This is a genomic window from Ferruginibacter paludis (assembly GCF_030409685.1).
Taxonomy (GTDB): domain Bacteria; phylum Bacteroidota; class Bacteroidia; order Chitinophagales; family Chitinophagaceae; genus Ferruginibacter; species Ferruginibacter paludis.
Window position 1 is genome coordinate 12,391 of the sequence record NZ_JAUFQJ010000015.1, and the last position, 17,949, is coordinate 30,339.

The 17,949-nt window shown below is 41.3% G+C and carries 9 protein-coding genes; 3 read left to right on the forward strand and 6 right to left on the reverse strand.

From position 1 onward, the window contains the following. Positions 1–241: 241 nt before the first annotated feature. The 4 genes from QWZ08_RS20985 to QWZ08_RS21000 form a co-directional block, all read right to left on the reverse strand. Positions 242–5,041, reverse strand: a complete 4,800-nt coding sequence (locus QWZ08_RS20985; RefSeq protein WP_290339514.1) for a RecQ family ATP-dependent DNA helicase — start codon at positions 5,039–5,041, stop codon at positions 242–244. Positions 5,042–5,436: 395 nt separating this feature from the next. Then, positions 5,437–7,410 carry a DUF2075 domain-containing protein gene (locus tag QWZ08_RS20990; protein WP_290339515.1) on the reverse strand — a complete coding sequence of 658 codons (1,974 nt, stop codon included), beginning with the start codon at positions 7,408–7,410 and terminating at the stop codon, positions 5,437–5,439. A gap of 110 nt (positions 7,411–7,520) precedes the next feature. Then, complete coding sequence (locus tag QWZ08_RS20995) at positions 7,521–7,730, reverse strand: very short patch repair endonuclease (protein WP_290339516.1); 210 nt, start codon at positions 7,728–7,730, stop codon at positions 7,521–7,523. 201 nt (positions 7,731–7,931) lie between these two features. Then, complete coding sequence (locus QWZ08_RS21000) at positions 7,932–8,399, reverse strand: DUF4932 domain-containing protein (RefSeq protein WP_290339517.1); 468 nt, start codon at positions 8,397–8,399, stop codon at positions 7,932–7,934. A 156-nt stretch (positions 8,400–8,555) separates the two neighbouring features. Between QWZ08_RS21000 and QWZ08_RS21005 the strand changes: the two genes are divergently transcribed. Together QWZ08_RS21005 and QWZ08_RS21010 are read left to right on the forward strand one after the other, a co-directional pair. Beyond that, entirely contained in the window at positions 8,556–9,122 is a 567-nt protein-coding gene (locus tag QWZ08_RS21005; RefSeq protein WP_290339519.1) for a hypothetical protein, read from the forward strand. A gap of 96 nt (positions 9,123–9,218) precedes the next feature. Beyond that, positions 9,219–10,208 (forward strand): c-type cytochrome, encoded by a 990-nt coding sequence (locus QWZ08_RS21010; RefSeq protein WP_290339520.1) that lies wholly within the window; start codon positions 9,219–9,221, stop codon positions 10,206–10,208. A 189-nt stretch (positions 10,209–10,397) separates the two neighbouring features. Here the strand turns inward: QWZ08_RS21010 and QWZ08_RS21015 are convergent, their stop codons facing one another. Both QWZ08_RS21015 and QWZ08_RS21020 read right to left on the reverse strand, forming a co-directional pair. Further along, positions 10,398–14,744: a T9SS type B sorting domain-containing protein gene (locus QWZ08_RS21015; protein WP_290339521.1), complete on the reverse strand. Its 4,347-nt coding sequence runs from the start codon at positions 14,742–14,744 to the stop codon at positions 10,398–10,400. A gap of 100 nt (positions 14,745–14,844) precedes the next feature. After that, positions 14,845–16,344, reverse strand: a complete 1,500-nt coding sequence (locus QWZ08_RS21020) for an alpha-L-fucosidase (protein ID WP_290339522.1) — start codon at positions 16,342–16,344, stop codon at positions 14,845–14,847. 205 nt (positions 16,345–16,549) lie between these two features. On the opposite strand from QWZ08_RS21020, the gene QWZ08_RS21025 reads away from it, so the two are divergent. Next, positions 16,550–17,773, forward strand: coding sequence for an alkaline phosphatase family protein (locus tag QWZ08_RS21025; protein ID WP_290339523.1), 1,224 nt, complete (start codon positions 16,550–16,552; stop codon positions 17,771–17,773). Positions 17,774–17,949: the final 176 nt, after the last annotated feature.

Genomic DNA, 17,949 nt, shown 5'->3' on the forward strand with positions numbered 1-17,949 from the left:
GTTATGGTATTGCCTTAACGGTTGGCGTTTGCAAATGTTGCGAAAGTTGTACTGTTAACCCATCAATCACTGTTAGTTGAGTGGAAGGTAACGCAACATGCAGCTCCATTTTTATCCATTCATCCACCCCGGGGAAGAATGCGTTTGAACCGGTGTACCGAAGACACCGCCTCGTCTTCGCCCAACGGGCCGGGTTTGCGCTTGTTCGTTTGTAAACAGGTGTCACCTCTTAGCTAACGGATTACTTCTCAAAATATAATTCCGGCAAAATAATTTTAAACTCTTGTTCAGTATCTTCTTTTTTCCAGTATATAATAAAATTGACTTTGACTTGCTTTAAGTGATAGCCTTTTTGCTTTTGTAATTCGATTGTATTGAGAAATTGTTTTGAAAATTTCAAGACTGACTGACCTTTTGTTGTCGTACACTCATTGCCGTTTGTTAGCAATGAATCCCCACTTGTTAACTGTGAAATAATATGTTGTCTTGTTATAAAATAGTCTAACCAAACATCTTTGAAGGATAAGTGCATTGCCAGCTCACTTGGCGGTAAATGCTCTTCTTTGTCCTCAACTCTCTCCAAATTTTCTGCTGCGAGGTTGTCAAGATAATTTCCTGTTAAATGGATTGTAAGGTTTCGTTTTGCTCTCGTAATTGCAACGTACAATTGGCGTTTTTCTTCATCGGTTGTAGGGTTGAAGTTATCAAGCATGATAAAAACATTATCAAACTCTTTTCCTTTTGCTTTATGAATTGTAGAAACAAAAATCGTTTCTCCGTTTTCACTGTAGAAATCCTCCAACTTTGATTCCCTTACGAAAATTTCAAAATCTGATTTATATTTCTTCTTTGAATTACTAAATTCAAATTGTTTGATAAGGTTGTTGCAGACCTCTAACTTTGAACTTGGCTGAAATTTTTTCCTCATTTCACTTATTGCATCTGCCCAAACATCATCACTGATAACTTTTACATCCTCACCCATGTTGATCTTATTCAGAAGAAAGCGAACTTCCAAAAGGTTTTGCAAATTGAATCCATCATTGCTTTGAATCAACCTGGCTTGCATCCCATTTTTCAAAAGTAGACCCGTAACCTGTAAGGCTTCATCGTTTGTCTTTGTAAGCACACAAGTGGTTCCTATAAGTTCTGTTGTAAGTATGTCCTGTATTAATGGAGAAATAAGATTTCCATTTTGATAATGAACCAACTTTATATTTCCATTGTCGGTTTGTTTTGCAGATATGGGTGTTTCTTTCAAACGGTGGTGAATCTTTTTCACAAATCCGTTTGTAAAGTCGACCAAATTGCTTTTGCTTCTGTAGTTTTCTATAAGTTCATGTTTGGCTGCTTTTCTTTCTTTCATGAACAGCTCCAGATATTTTGAACTTGCGCCTCTGAATTCGTAAATATTCTGATCATCATCTCCTACGGCAATCACTCTCATATCTTCATTCTGTTCCATCAATGTATTAATCAAGGCAAACTCGTCAGCATTCATATCCTGAGCTTCGTCAATTACCAATACCGTTTTTGTAATTCGATTTGCTTCGACCTCACCGTTCTTAATCTTATCAATAGTGCTTTTCAGGATCGCATCTGACTTTTCCAGGCTTCCAACCTTGCCCAATAAGTCAAAGCAGTAAGAATGAAAGGTTTTTATTTCAATATAATGAGCGGCGTTACCAATGAGTGAAATTAAACGCTTTTTAAATTCTGTTGCTGCCGCTCTTGAAAATGTTACCATGAGTAATTGCTCATGCTTAACATCCTCCATCAAGAGCAGTGATGCTAATTTGTGGACCAATACCCTTGTTTTCCCACTGCCAGGTCCTGCAACAACTGCCAGGTGTTTTGTGTCATTGTCTTTAATAATTTCTAATTGCGTTAGGGACAATGAACCAAATAACTGTTGAAATTTTGCGGGAGTCAAATTTCTTTTGATTTCGTTTTGCCTGCTACCCTTAAAATATTTATTTAGAAATGAAGTGTAGTTTAGTTTAAAATAGTCGTCTACGAATTGTAATGCCCCTTTGTAATCGCCAATCATTTTTTTTGCATATTCACCAACAATATGAATTTGCTGTACTTTATTTTCGTAAAATTGATTTAGCTTCTGATAGTCGTCATTCTTATATCTTCTCTTATTATCTTGCTCAACTCTATCAATGGTAAGTCGATTATAAGTAACCAAAAAACCACCTTCAATTTTTATCGCATCGATTCTTGAAAGATAAAAAAGTGTATCCTCTATATCTTCAATTGAAACCTTAATCTCAAAAAGTCTTGGCTTTTTCTCAAACGCTTCTTTTAATTCATGAACTGAAAACTCAACCAATATTTCTTCTTTTTCCTTTTCACCTTCTGCAATAGTTAAATCGCTTTTCTCATAGAGATATTCAACAAGAAACCTGGCTAATTCATGTCGCTTCTCTAACTTTTGCTTTAATGATTCTTTCGGCTGAACACAAAGAATCACAATGTGATTCTTTGAATGTTGTTCATTATATCGTTTTATCCAATTTTTGATTGCCCAAAAATTAATTATAGTCTTTAATCTGTTTGGCGTGACATCTTTACAACCTTTTTGTTCTGCATCTTCATTCAATTCCTTTATATGAAATGTTGTTTCTTTTTCCTGAATCACCGCCAAAAGGAAATTTTCAATCTGACTAAAGGTTTCTACTATCTTTAATGACCGGTTTATATTTTCTCCTTTTTTTATAAATGCAGTTAAATCCTTTGCATCTGCTAAAATCTTTTCCTCGCGAAGAAGATTGACAATATTTATTACTTCTTCTTTTACAATTCCCAAATGGTCAGAGATGTAATCTATTCTTGATTCTGCCGCTTCGTCGTTGGATTGTTTTCTACTTTTACTTGAAAAGAGTTTCTTGATTATCCTGATTCCTTTTTCTTTTTGCTTTTCCTCAAATCTTTGTGAGGCATTTATTTTATCAATAGCTTCTTGTGCAGTCTTTGAAAGAATACTGTTCGCAAAAATCCGGGGCATATTTTGCCCTCTTTTTAAATAACCAGCATCTTCCAGGGCTGCTATGGCTGTGGTTACCCTCGTTTCAATTTCTACTACATTGTCATCCCAACCGGCCTTTCTGGCGATCTCTAATGCTGAATTTGAAACTGAAGAACGAAACCTTGTTATGTCTTTTATTGCTTTCCATACTTGCTGTATTTCTTTTATTGATAGTTTCGTTTGGTTTAGCAATATGAAATGTTTGCTTAGATCTTCCTCATTAAACAAAACAAAGCATTCTGCCGTTATGCTCTCGTCACGGCCTGCTCTGCCGGCTTCCTGAATGTAATTCTCCAATGAATCGGATATGTCAAAATGAATAACCATTCCAACATCTTTTTTATCAACTCCCATTCCGAACGCAGAGGTAGCGACCATAATAGGAACTTCACCTTTAATGAATGCATCTTGATTGGCTGTTTTTTCTGTCACATCCATTTTACCGTGATAAGGTTTCGCATTGAAACCATCTTCCGTCAACCTTTTTGCAAGTGAATAAGCCTTTTTCGTTCTGGAAACATAAATAATAGTTGGACAGTTTTTTTCGTCAATTAAATCTCTGACGGCATTATATTTATCTTCCTCATCTCCTTTCTCAAAAACTTTGTATTGCAAGTTTGTTCTTGCAGCATTAGAACTGAAAATTTCTAAATCAAGAGAAAGTTTTTCTTTGAAGTAAGCACAAATATCTTCAATGACTTTTAGCTTTGCAGTTGCAGTGAAGCAGGAAACAGGAATTGTTTCTTCCAGATTTTTCTTCTCTTGAATTTGTTTGATGAAATCACCGATGTATAAATAATCCACCCTAAAATCTTGTCCCCATGATGAAAAGCAGTGAGCTTCGTCAATAACAAATCGAACAATTTTTCTTCCCAGTAAAAGTCTTTCAATTGTTTTTGAACGCAAAGATTCTGGTGAGATATAAAGCAGCGATGCTGAACCGTCTTCAACTCTTTCAAAGGATTTCCCTTTTTCTATAGGGTCGAGCAAACCATTTATTGTAACAGCGTCTGTGATACCAATTTTTTCTAAATTATCAACCTGGTCTTTCATTAAGGATTGCAACGGAGAAATAATGACTGTCAAACCTTTTGTTGCGACACCACTCATTAAGGCTGGAACCTGAAATGTAATTGACTTACCGCCACCAGTCGGAAAGACAGCTAAAAGGGATTTGTTTTCAATGGCTGCTTTAACTGCGTTTTCCTGCAATCGCTCATCCGCGTATTTTCTATAAGAATCAAAACCAAAATAAGTTTTTAGTCCCTTATGTATGTCTAACGACTGATTACAATATATACAACCACTGAGACACGGTTTGTTTCTCAACTTTATCATTACCCTTTCTATTTCCGGATATGTTTTCAACACCCAGGGAGGGGTAATTGAATAGCGATTCCGGCAATTTATTAAAACTAAAGTGTAAGCTAATTCAATTGGATTTTTTGAAATTATTTCTGTTAAGTTGGCTTGTTCACAAATTTCAGAATGAAATTTTATACGAATTAGTTGTTCAAGATCCTTATTATCACACTTGTATTTAGTGAAAATAAAAAAGGAGCCAAACTCCTTTGTTTCATTTAAAAGAATATATAAAATTTGTTTGAGTGTTTCGTCTGTTTGATGAAATTCTGCCACTTCTTCGAAGAAAAGATCTCTGGCTTTGATAGAATCGTTAAGCGGGTTATTGGCATCTTCCGTTTGTAGCTTGTCGTCTTTAAGCAAGGCATGATATGGCCTCCTTGGAAAAAGTAGGGGAGAGAGAAACAGCGTGTCAATAACATTTGCCGGATTTATGCCTGCATCATGAACAGCTTGCTTAACGTATTTTAAGTCGTGATTGAGAATGTTGTGACCACAAAGGAAATCTGCTCCTTTTAGAAAATTAGTCAACTCATTTATTGAGTTTGAATGAAGTAGATTGCCATCAGTTTTGACACCTCCGATGTCAAGAATCTTTCCGCTTTTTGGTTCAATCTCTGTATCTATGAAAGCAATTGAAAACATTCGTTAGTTGCTGATTAAGGCTTAGTAAGGCGTTCCTAATGTAATTTAATGAAACAAGCCTGATTTTTGCGGTGCCTGAGATTTTTCTTCGAAGGCAAGTTCTGAACTGGCCATGACATCACCCTGTTTTTGTAGGCCGCAGGACCAGACCTATTGAGATGGCATTTGCAAATTGCTTCTGAGCAATTATGTGTATTGCGTGTACTCCACGCTGTTAGTCGGTGAGTCCTGCAACTTATGCTGGTTGCAAATTTCAGTAATCTGTGCAGGGACTCGCCCGGGAAATTTCTGGATGGAGACTAGGAGGGGGAGAGAGGTTTATGTGGTGCAGGTTGCCTTTTTGAGTGGCCTACCTTTAGGTGGCAAATTTTTTATATAATTTGATAGTTGATTTTTCATATGACCCCGAAACCTATTCTTTCTAAATACTCAAATGTATTATTATAATAACTTGGATCTCTTGTTGCATCAATTGTATCTCCGTTAGGCACTACTATAACCATCCCTTGTCTTGCTCTTGTTAAAAGTACCCTGTAAGCATTTTTTAAATAAAGCTTTCTTTCTTCCTTTCTTATGTGGTGCCATTTTTCACCGACGAAAGAATATGTTTCCCATCCCTTTTGCGAAAAACGAAAGTCAGCATCCCATGTTACACAAGCCCAGTCTAACTCTAAACCTTGCACATGAAATTCGGTAGCTACATCTTCTAAATAAAAGGAAGAACGGACATCTTCCTTTCCATCCAAGAACCAATGTATTGGATCCATTGGTGACCTTACATCAATTGCTAGTGGTTTTAACCTTTGAGCTTGAGAGGACACAACTATTCCATATCGTTCTGTACCCCTTGCTTTTTCTTTTAGCCATCGCTTCGCGGCGGTTAAATCTCGACTAATAACTATTGGATATTTTTCTTTAATTAGTTCATAATTTCTTTGTGCCTCTTGTAAATCAAGGTCAAGCAAATTTTTGATTAACCCCGAAAGATGTTCTGCTCTGAAAGAACGCATTGAAACGGCTAAATGCATTTCATCTTTTACAAAAATTTTTTCTTTATTCTGTAACTTATTTAATGCATTGCCGGCAGCATATTCGCTATCTGTTAATTTTGATGACATATAAACTTGCCAATGAGGGAAAGTACGATTAATTGAGTCTATCCATTCGGAAATACCTGCTTCACCTGTGTTGATTTCCTGCCCACCCCCAACTAAGCAAACAATTACAGCCCAATCCTTATGTCGATCTAAGCAGGATATTAAATACTCAGGTTCTGAAAGCGGAAAATTAGGGAAGTTCTTTTTTCGACGCATGAACGATGCTGTCTGTTGATGATCCCAAGCTCTTTGAGCTTCATCGAAAATTGCTACATGATCAAATGGTGCGCTTTCATCTTTTAAATATTCATCACGAAAGTTGTGAACGTTTTGTATAAACATTTTCACTTCACGCCCAGCTTCTCCTTTTGTAATTTTTATACCCTTTACTTTCTCACGCTTAACTTTATCTCTTGTTAATGCTTCTCGTAGTATTGCAACCAATGGCCCATTGCCTGAAAGAAATACACTAGCTGTTCCTTGTTCTTTATCTAAGTGTTTAGTAGCAATATCTAAACCTACTAGTGTTTTTCCTGCGCCTGGCACACCAGTTACAAAACAGATTGCTTTTGCATTGTTTGCTTTTGCATCGTCGATAACTTGCGAAACAGCATTGCTCGTTACGGTTAAATTAATTGCTGATGCATCACTTCTAGAAATTTCTGCAACAGAATGACTGCTATAAAGAGCCATTGCTGCTTCTATGATAGTTGGGGTAGGCTGATATCTACCTTTACTCCAAAACTCACAATCTATATTTTCACCTTCAGCGAACAATAGGATATTGTTAAACAATTCCTGAAGATTGGAGGTATTAGTTCTAATTGGAAAAAGAATATTGTCGTTATGAGGTGTTGTCTCGATATTGTAAATAATATCTTTTGCCTTTGTTGCAATAAGAATTGGAGCAATTAAATGTTCATGACTTGTTTCATGGAAATTTTTTAAATCGAGAGCGTAATCAAAAACTTGATCTAATGCACTTGATAAAAACTCACTTTCCCCAACTTTAAATTCTAGAATAAAAATTACGTTCTTAATAATTAAAACAATATCAATTCTGCGCCCCATCCTTGGAATAGAATATTCAAAGAATATTGTCCCATCATAACCTTTCAGGTTTTCCTTTAGAATTGTAATTTGCTGAAGCCAAGCTTCTTTCTGAGAAACTTCATCTGCAAAACCACTGTTTTGTGTTAGGGTACCAAAAATTTCTTGCGGTGAAGAATTTAAAAATGCTGATATAAGGGCAGAATAGAAATGGCGTATCATTGATTCAAAGATTGAGTATTTTTTTCATTATCATTGGGTATAGCATAAAAGACTTAAATAAGAACTTAAACGCAATCTCCTAAATTACATTAATTATCTGCGATCAGCGTTCAATGCCAAAAACAACCATGTATAAAAATGAGGGTATTGTATTTTGGTAAAACGATATCAGGTTTGCCGGGCAATTTTTTATCGTGCAGGCGGTAACGGTACCCATTGGCGTGTAAAAACCTGCGTACCAGCATTTCGGGCTTTGTGTTTTTGCCCCTGATCATGCTCATGTTATAGCTGCGGGTTGCTTTGTTGTGTACATCGGCCATGGTGCAAATTTACAATCCCTAATTTACAACGTGGGCAAAGCTCCACAATGGTATGCCGTACAAGGGAGTGACACAACGATGCCGCCCAAAGCTTCCACAGCCGGTAACAAAAATAAAAGCCCACTTCCGGAGAAGTGGGCCATTATTAATTATTCTATGATCAGTTATCCATTCATCTTGTCAGCAAGTTTTTAATGAAAGTTATTTAACCAGGTTCTCCGATAAAATCTGGTCAATGTCCGTTGGTTTCAGCTCGTGGAACATGTTCAGTATTTCAGGCAAAAAGCTTTTAAAAGTAGGGTATAACGTACGGTTGTTTTCATATTCCGCTATCTTCTTTTCCAGCAGGGGCAGCAGAATAAATTTGAATTGCGTTACATGCAGCTTTCTTACCCGCTGCTCTTCCTTATCGTCGCCCATAGATCTTGCAATCCTTATTTCACCCAGCCTTACCAGGTGTTCAATCAAACAGGTTTCCCACGTGCCTATGTAAGATGGTTCAAGCGCCTTTGCCAGCGCTGGTGTGAACAAGGCAGTATCTTTTAACAGTTCGGGCAGCAGCCCTGCCACATCAGTATTTACAAAAGAATGCCCCAGTTCGTGCACTGTCAAAAACCCGGTGACTTCAGCATTATCAAAATTGTACAACACCTGCCCGCATTTATCCACACCATGTGGAGTTTTTAATTATACCGAATACTTGCATTTTAAATTTTAACGCACTACCTTATCGAAAGTTTTAAAAACCCTGCTGCAAACTGTTGTTCTATCCTGCTTCCCTCTGTTGCTGCCATTTTATTTGTTTTATCCTAAAAATTTTTAAACATGAAAAAATTATTTTTTTTCGCAGGCATCGCATTGGCTGCAGGTTGCAGCGCACCCGCCGGTAAAGAAGCCGCAACGGAAAAGAAGGACAGCATGGCTACTGCTGTTACTACCGCCCCGGCCGCTACTGTAACAGACTATCCCTACACGCTGGCCAAGCCCTGGCAAAACTGGCAGGCCGGTGACCCGCAGCTGGCAGTAACAGCACTAAAAGCACTGAGGGGTTTTGAAACCGGCGATATAGCCGCCAGTATGGCCAACTTTGCCGATAGTGTGGAACTGCGGTTTGATTATATGCATGCCAAACTAAGCAAAGACAGCCTGGCAAAATTTTTTACCAGCGAGCGGGCAAAATATGGTACCATCAGCATTGAAATGCAGGACTGGGAACCGGTGACAAGCGCCGATAAAAAAGAAAGCTGGGTAACCATGTGGTACAAGCAAAAATGGACCGACAAGAAAGGCAAGGCAGACTCACTGAACGTGATTGATGACTGCAAAATGGAGAATGGCAAAGTAGCCATCATCGACGAAAAAATACAACACTTTGCGGTGTCAAAAAAATAGACGGTTCCTGATGATCAACCAACGCCTTGTGCACCCATGCACAAGGCATTTTTTGTATTACCTTTTCTAAAAACCAAGCAACCAAACAACCTTACAGTGAAAAAAATAATTAAAACAATCAGCATACTGCTTGTCGTGATAGTGCTCATCATTATTGGCATAGCGGGTTATGTAAAACTGGCTTTGCCCAATGTTGGTGCAGCACCCATTGTTACCGTTCCTAAAACCGCCGCCCAGGTGGCAAGGGGCGAATACCTGGCCAACCATGTTACTATTTGTATCGACTGCCATTCTACCAGGGACTGGTCAAGGTTTTCGGGTCCGCCGCTGGAGGGTACCAAAGGAAAAGGCGGAGAATTATTTGACCAGAAATTTGGTTTCCCGGGTGCATTTTATTCTAAGAACATCACACCGGCAGGCATCAGCCGGTACACGGATGGAGAACTTTTCAGGGTGATTACAACCGGTGTAACGAAGGAAGGAAAAGCCTTGTTCCCGGTAATGCCGTATCATTACTACGGCCGCATGGATGCAGAAGATATTTACAGTATCATCGCCTATATACGCAGCCTGCAACCTATCCAGAATGAAGTGCCGGCTTCGTCGCCTGATTTTCCGATGGGCATTATCATCAATACGATGCCGTCAAAAGCAAGCCTTACCAAAATGCCACCCGAAACAGATGTGTTGAATTACGGAAAATACCTGGTGAATGCGGCCGCCTGTATGGAATGCCATACCCAATTTGAAAAAGGTAAGCTGGTGGCAGGCACCGAGTTCGGCGGCGGCAGGGTTTTTCCTTTCCCCGACGGCAGCATTGTGCGTTCGGGTAATATCAGTCCTGATAAAGCAACGGGCACAGGCTCCTGGAGCGAATCTACCTTTTTAACGCTGTTCCGTTCCCGTTCTGATTCTGCAACCTTAACCAAAAAATTGCAGCCGGGCGAGTTTAATTCCATCATGCCATGGACCATGTATGGTAAAATGAAAGAAGAAGACCTGAAAGCCATTTTCGCCTACCTGAGAACGGTAACGCCCATCAATAATAAAGTGGTAAAATTTACACCGGGCAATACAAAAATGTAACCGTATTTAATCTTTAAACACTCCCGTGCAGCACCCGTGCTGCACGGGAGTGTTGGGCATTCCTGCACCCGGCTTACGGGATATATATTTCACCTTTCACGTACTAATGTTTGCGGAAGCGTACGTTTTTAAACGCAACGGGTTGTTGAAGGAACCGTACTATGGACAAACCTGCAGGGGCGATCCGGGTTAACGAAACATCACCACATTTCCATTCATCAGCATGGCAGACTGGCCTGCAAACTGGTAGGAGCATTGCCATATGAAGGAAGAAGTGGGCAAAACCGCTCCCTTAAATTTTCCATCCCAACTTTTTTGGGGATCGGTGGTACTAAACACAAGTACGCCAAAACGGCTGAAAATCTGCAGCCGGAAACTGAGCAGGTTACCATGAACAATGGCTTTAAAAACATCATTCCTGCTATCGCCGTTGGGTGTAAAAGCGGTAGGTATAAAAACTCCGGCAACACAATCTTTTTGAAAGATATAGATGCTATCGGTACCTGCGCATCCATTCGCATCTTTTACAGTAAGGGTGTATAAACCAGGGGCCGTGATTGTGATTGCTGGTTGTATCCCGCCGGCAGACCAGAGATACGAAGTAAAACTGCCCACCGCAGTTACAGTCATTTTTTCGTACTGGCAAATACTGTCTGTCGCTTTTAAAAAGCCGGCAGGTAACGGGATGATATTTTTTACGATGACAGTATCTGCTGCGGTGCAGGCATGTGCATCGGTAACACTAACGCGGTAAGTACCGGTAGTGGTAATATTGTAATACCTGCCTGTACTGCCATCCTGCCAAAGGTAGCGGTTAAAAATACCTGCATCCAGCTGCTGCCGGCTACCCTGGCATAAATTAAAATCATTGCCGAGTGAGGGCCTGGGCAAAGCATACAACTGTACCTGCAGGGTATCTTTTGCCTTGCAGCCGTTCATATCCGTTGCGATAAGGGAATAGCTGCCCGCCTGCTTAACAATAACCGTTTCTGTAACAGCACCGTTGCCCCAGCTGTATTGCTGATAACCTGCGCCGGCACGCAATACAATTGAATCCCCTGTACAGAAACTGGTGTCATTCCCCAGCGAAACCGGTCTTGCTGTTTTAACGGACAGTGCCAATGTATCATAGGCTTTGCAACCTTCAATGGTGGTTGCAATGGCAGTGATAGTCATATTCTGAAGCGGATAAAATGTAGCGGCGGCACCTTGCCCGTTCACCACCGGTGTGGGTTTCCAGGCATACTGGTTAAAGCCAGCCGTAGCTGCCAGGCGCAACGTGTCGCCTTTGCAAATACTGGTATCGCGGCCTATGTTAAACACAGGTACATTTACCTGTTGTACAATGATGGTGTCTTTATAAACATCGCCGCAAACATTGTCAACGGTTACAGCATACATGCCCGGCTTTGTTACAGTCAAAATAGAATCAACCGATCCATCCTGCCACAGGTAGCTGTTAAAACCACTGCCGGCATTCAGTTGTATGCTGCTCACTTTGCAGAGAACGGTATCATTGCCCAGGCTAAAAATACCCGGCGATTGTTGCACCTCCACCAACATACTATCGGTAAAGAAACTGCAGCCAGCATTGAGCTTGAGCTTTATCCAGGTGCTGCCCTGTTTTTTAAATGTAATTGTTGCAGTGGTGTCATCAATCGTTTGCAATATTGCAAAAGCAGTATCATAAAACCATACCGGTTTAATAGTACAACCTGTATTTCGGCGGGCTGTATAAGTATAGGGCTGGTTGAGCTTACAAAGCTTGCTGGTACCGGTTAGTTTAATTGAAGTGCAGGTAGGTGTGCTGCTGCATACCAATTCTGCAACCTGTTCGCCATAAACATCAGGGATGAACGTAACCGGAATAGTGGTTGGGGTCATTGATCCATCAGGAAGGGTGGTAAAAGGAACGACCGTTGTTTGCAGAATGAGATCGCTTAAGGCATATGTCCGGGGTTGGTAGGCACATGTACCCGTTACACCTTTGGGATCAAACTTCCGGAGCGTAGGTTCAGCATAGTTACTATTTGCACCACCAAAAAAGTAACTGCCAGGTACATAAATATTCCCTTCATTACTTACTTCCATGCCTGAAGGATAGCCCGGGCGGATAAAGTCAGACTCGTTGACAAAATCAAGGGATAATGAGCTGTCTGCTTTTATAAACAGCTCTTTCGTTTCAATGCCATTAAAATACTCACCTATTGCGTATAATTTGCCGCCGCGTGCAGTTGTTGCACGCAAACCCATGCTGACGGGAATGCTGCTGAACTTAACCGGCTTACCAGTTGTATCCAGTACACCCATCAAAAAATTATTTTCAGGGGTAAGGCCTGCGTACAATATCCGGTCATTTTGAAATTTCAGCAACCCATTTGTTCCAAAATTGCCACTGTTACTTGCGTAGTGATAAACGTTTAATAATTCCCCGCTGGTTTTATTAATGTTTAATGAAATGCTTCCCCTGTCTGGTCCTTCTGCAACTAACACGAGCGAGGTGTTGGTAGCAGTGGCAAGCATTCCTAGCAGATGTGTAGCCGGAACTTCATAGAATTTAGTCCACACCGAATTTCCTAAAGCATCCATTTTGTGCACGCCCACTCGTACAACATTTTCAAAAAAGCCTCCGGAATTTGAGAACAAGTATAAGTTTCCACCTGCATCTGTTATGACATTGGTGGGTGCAAACTCGTTGCCCGCACTGTTGTAGTCAATTGATTTGCTCCAGATTGTCTGCAGGTTATCATCTATCAGTGAATACGTATTTTTACCCGGAGAATAGCCTATCATTAACACATGCAGGGGGTCTATTTTTTTTATTTCAATAGAGGTTGAAACGTCGTTATGAAACACAGTTACGCCCTTTACAAAATTCCCATTCTCATCAAACAAGCCCAGGCCAGCAGAAGCCGTATTCATATCACCAAAAACCCTGTCGAGCCGGCTTGTAACTACTAGCTGCCTGTTGTTACGCATCAAAGCGTAAGTACCAAAACTATTCGCATAACTATTGGACCGGTAAGTTTTAAAATAAGAAGCCAGGCAAGTGTCCTCTGGCGGCAAAACAGGACAATAGCTTTGATTACAATCAAACTGCGTAAGCAACGATAATCCGTTTTCTGTTGCATTCGCTGCATGCTGGTTGGCCGTAATTGTATTTGTAGTGCTAATGCCTGAAACATTGGATACATTAATTTGCTCGGTATAATTAACGGAGCTATTTTGATAATTGCATCCCGCCAGTATGCCAATGCTATCTGTCTTAATTAAAATAGATTCACTGCCTGCCGCTGTGTTCAATGCAAACAAAAACCCACCATCATTTACCGACCGGGTAACGCCCGCTATACTTGATCCAACGGGCACGGCATAAGTTACCGCATGTTCCGGGGCTGATTGATAATAGGCAAAATGACGGAGAAATAAAAGTTTACCGGTAGCTGGAAAGCAGAAGCCCATTACATCGCCAGCATTATCCTGTGCACTGGAAATACCGAAGTCAATTGTTTCGCCAAGGGTGTACGAATGCAAAGTTTCTGTTTGAGTTGATTCAGACATAATCTGCCGGCTCAGCATAAACTGGCCCGCGTTATTTTTAGTGATGCCCGTGGTAACAATCCTGTTACCAAAAGCAGTTGCCTTATTTGTTTTATTTTCCTCAGTGCCATCACCCAAAATATTTGAACTTACCATATTACCGGAGAGTTCATCTGCTGTAATTAACTGAACTTGTTTTTTTCCTGCATTGGTACAGTTAAGCGAAAGTATCAGTGCAGAAAAGTTATTGTGGCCCACACCGGCCAGGTTATCGAGCCCTGTTATATTGAGCTGTTTGCTCCAACTTATTATACCCGTATTACTTAACACTAAATGAACCACTGCATTGTTTACCTGTGCTGCCAGGTAAATCTTGTTGTCTGTAATAACATCCAGTAAAGTACCCACCGGGCCGGTTACATCTAATGTCTTCATCCAGCTTACAGAAAGGTCGCTCTTCAGCAAAGCAACAAACACCTTATCGGTAGCTTCATGCACAATGCCCGCCATCGCCACCTGGCCATTGAACATGGTTTTGATATTAAAAATGGTAGTGGGTTTGTTATTGATCCTTACCTGTTTTTGAGCAATGACTGCACCGGCGTTAGACATTATACAAAGCAATCCTTCCTGTTCTGTATTGGGCAGGGTTACATTTCCTGCCAGCAAAAAATTGCCATCCGTCATGGTTTGAATTTCCTGTAGTTTTATTTTCTTACCGGCATCTGCGGTAAGGTGCATCCTGAAAGTAGTGGTATTACAGGTGGCTGTAATGCCAAGGGGTCTGTTTGCCTGCTTATCCATTTTAGCAGGCATCATCGCAGGCCTGGCATGTTTAACGAACGAATCAGTAAAAGTGAAAAAAGAAATTTGTCTTTGGATACTATTTTTTACAGGCTGTTTAACCTGTGCTTTACCAGTAACGGCCACAGCCATACAACAGGCGAAGCAAAACAAGGACCTTAAGGCAAAACGGTAAGCAACAGGTAGGGTCATAAGCAGCTATAAACTAGGGTAGTTGAACAATGGTACTGTAATATCCAGAAAATAGCTGGATTGGGAAAATTAATCTGGCAACCCCTGGAAAACAGTTTGCCTATCTGCTGATCTTCCTGACGCCTTTCGACTTTGTATCCGCCACAGCAAAATGCGCAATGGATGGAACGGCACTTGCCTGCAAAATGTTCAACCTTATTTTTGAAGCAGTACAATATTCAGGCAATAAAATAATACGGCAGGCACCAATGGTATCGCCCATATGGACCGTGCTCCAGGCTCCGTTATTAAATACTTCAATTGAAAATTGCTGCACAAAAAATTTCCGGATGGTACTGAAGCCATCCGCCAGGCTGCTGTCCTGTGATTGTTCAAATATAGTGATGCGGTTAAAGCGGCTGCCGGGTTTTAAATCCATTTCCAGCGAGGCCCTGGTATCACCAGCGGTCCACCAGGTTTCCAAACTAACATCATTTGCTTTTGCCGGAGCAAATTGTTTATCAGGCGAACTGTTGGTGGCAGTGATGGGAATATTAAATGCCATGTTCTGATAGCCTGATGGCAATGGCGCTTTGCCGTCGCGGATGCCAAGCCTGTCAGCCAGCGACAAAATCGTGTTGCGTTCATGCGCTCTTATTTTTCCATCCTGCCCCGGTGGAACATTTAAGATGATGATGTTGTTGTGCGCCGTTGTCCAGTAAAATAATTCTTCCAGTTCATCCACGCCGCGTGCGGGCATCATAGCCTTTTTCTGAAACCAGTTCCAGCGATCAGAGAGGCAAAGCGTATGCTCCAGGATCAGGTATTTATTTTCCTTATTGCGACTGTATATTTTCGGGTCGTCCCATCTCGCCAGGTTGGGATCTTTTGTTCTGAAATCAACCGGGTAAAAACGGATGGGGTCACCCGCCTGCATATCAACCGGCAACTGAATTTTATCAATCTTTTCCCGCGTGCCGATGGTATGGTTAACCGTTACCAGGCAATTGGGCTGCAGCTTTTTAATGTGTGCATATACTTCAGGTATTTTCCAGTCGTCATCTTTTTTTGCCCAGCCGCCGTCAAACCATACCTCGCAAATGGGGCCGTACTTTGTAAGCAGTTCCGTAAGCTGGTGCTTCATGTACTGAACATACACTCCCGGGTCAGGGTTGTTGTGCGTGGGCTCATGCCGGTCCCACAGCGAATAGTACAGGCCCAGTTCAATACCATATTTTTTACAGGCTTTGGCGACCGCACCCACCACATCTGTTGTAACCGGAGACGAAGCCACATCGTAGTTAGTGTATTGACTGTTCCACAAACAAAAGCCATCATGGTGTTTTGTAACCAGTATCACATACCTGAAACCTGCTTCCTTAGCCGTTTTTATCCACTGGTCGCAATCGGGCTGTGTTGGGTTGTACGACGATACGGGCAGGCTGCCATCCGACCATTCTGTTTCATTAAACGTGTTAATGCCAAAATGAATAAACATACCATACCCTCTTTTAACCTGCGTGAGCTGTAAGGCGGAAGGTTTAATTTGTGCGGCTGCGCTGCCGGTTATTACAAGCAAAAAAAGCAACATCAGCGTATTGTTGAACAAGGCAGATTTCATTATAGCGGTTGTGTTTTTGAAACTTGAAATGTAAACTGCTTTAAAGATAAGGCTTGTAAGTTAAAGCCAATCCCAACCCGGCTCCATATGGCAGGTAAAATAGATCATTCAATAACAATTATTAATTGTAATGCGACTTGATTTTAGTCTGCAGACAAATAATTTTTTTAACAACGCCCTGCTTAAATTTGCTCACAAACAGGATATGAAAAAATTAATCACGTTTCTTTTTATTGTGATTGCGGGCCACAGTGCCGCTCAGAAAAAAGCTGTATTTATAATTGCAGACGGCATACCTGCCGATGTAATTGAAAATGCTGCTGCACCGAACATACAACGCATTGCGAAGGCAGGCACGTACACGAGGGCGCATGTAGGCGGCGATAAAGACACCTACAGCCAAACCCCCACGATATCTGCTGTTGGCTACAACAGCTTGCTTACCGGCACCTGGGTCAATAAACATAATGTGTGGGACAATGACATTAAAGAGCCCAACTACCACTACCCAACTATTTTTACTTTGTTCAAGGCGCAATATCCTGCCAAAAAAATTGGTGTGTACAGCACCTGGCTGGATAACCGGACAAAGCTGGTCGGTGAAGGCATGGCGGCAACCGGCAACGTAAAAGTGGATTATGTTGCAGACGGATTTGAACTCGACACCATTCATTTTCCGCATGATGATAAATCTGCCTACCTGCACAACATTGATGAAAAAGTAGCCGAAGCCGCTGCGCAATCCATACAACAAAACGCACCCGACCTTTCCTGGGTGTATCTTGAATACACGGATGATATGGGGCATATGTATGGCGACAGTCCGCAACAGCTGGACGCCATCGAAAAGCTCGATAAACAGGTAGCTAAAATCTGGCAAGCCATTCAATACAGGCAACAACATTTTCATGAAGACTGGCTCATCATCCTCACCACCGATCATGGCCGGGAGGAAATCAGCGGGCACAACCATGGAGGACAGACACCAAGGCAACGCACCACCTGGATGGTTAGCAACAAACGCTTTAACAATTATGCACAGGTAAGCAATCCCGGTATTGTAGATATTATGCCGGCACTGGCCGATTTTTTTAAAGTAAAAATTCCGGGCAGCATTCAACGGGAAGTAGATGGCATCTCCCTGCTTGGCAAAGTATCTGTAGCGCTGCCGCAACTGAATTACTTTCAAAACAAAATGGACATCAGCTGGCAGGTATTTGATACCGGAGGCACGGCAAAGATCTGGATCAGTACTACCAATCATTTTAAAGACGGAGGCCAGGATGCTTACCAGTTACTGGCAGAAGTGCCCGTAACCCAACGGCACGCCACCATCAACATCAGCCGCATCCCCGCCGATTTTTATAAAATTGTTATTGAAGGAAAATACAATACCGTTAACCGTTGGTACGTAAAGACGGCGAATTAAAAGCAAACAATATTGTGTGGTAATCAGCTGTTGACTGATACATGGATTTTTGCCTTCATCAGGGGCTTGAATTTACCGGCGTACCTGCAGATTTTACTCTTTAAATATCGATGAAGGAAGTACAGGCAGCACTTAAAAATCACCCACCTCAAGGTGTAAAAATTTGCTACGCGAAT

What these genes read in the sequence shown, in the direction of transcription:
- QWZ08_RS20985 (WP_290339514.1), bottom strand. Translation starts at nt 5,041, where the DNA reads ATGTTTTCAATTGCTTTCATAGATACAGAGATTGAACCAAAAAGCGGA.
- QWZ08_RS20990 (WP_290339515.1), bottom strand. Translation starts at nt 7,410, where the DNA reads ATGATACGCCATTTCTATTCTGCCCTTATATCAGCATTTTTAAATTCT.
- QWZ08_RS20995 (WP_290339516.1), bottom strand. Translation starts at nt 7,730, where the DNA reads ATGGCCGATGTACACAACAAAGCAACCCGCAGCTATAACATGAGCATG.
- QWZ08_RS21005 (WP_290339519.1), top strand. Translation starts at nt 8,556, where the DNA reads ATGAAAAAATTATTTTTTTTCGCAGGCATCGCATTGGCTGCAGGTTGC.
- QWZ08_RS21015 (WP_290339521.1), bottom strand. Translation starts at nt 14,744, where the DNA reads ATGACCCTACCTGTTGCTTACCGTTTTGCCTTAAGGTCCTTGTTTTGC.
- QWZ08_RS21020 (WP_290339522.1), bottom strand. Translation starts at nt 16,344, where the DNA reads ATGAAATCTGCCTTGTTCAACAATACGCTGATGTTGCTTTTTTTGCTT.
- QWZ08_RS21025 (WP_290339523.1), top strand. Translation starts at nt 16,550, where the DNA reads ATGAAAAAATTAATCACGTTTCTTTTTATTGTGATTGCGGGCCACAGT.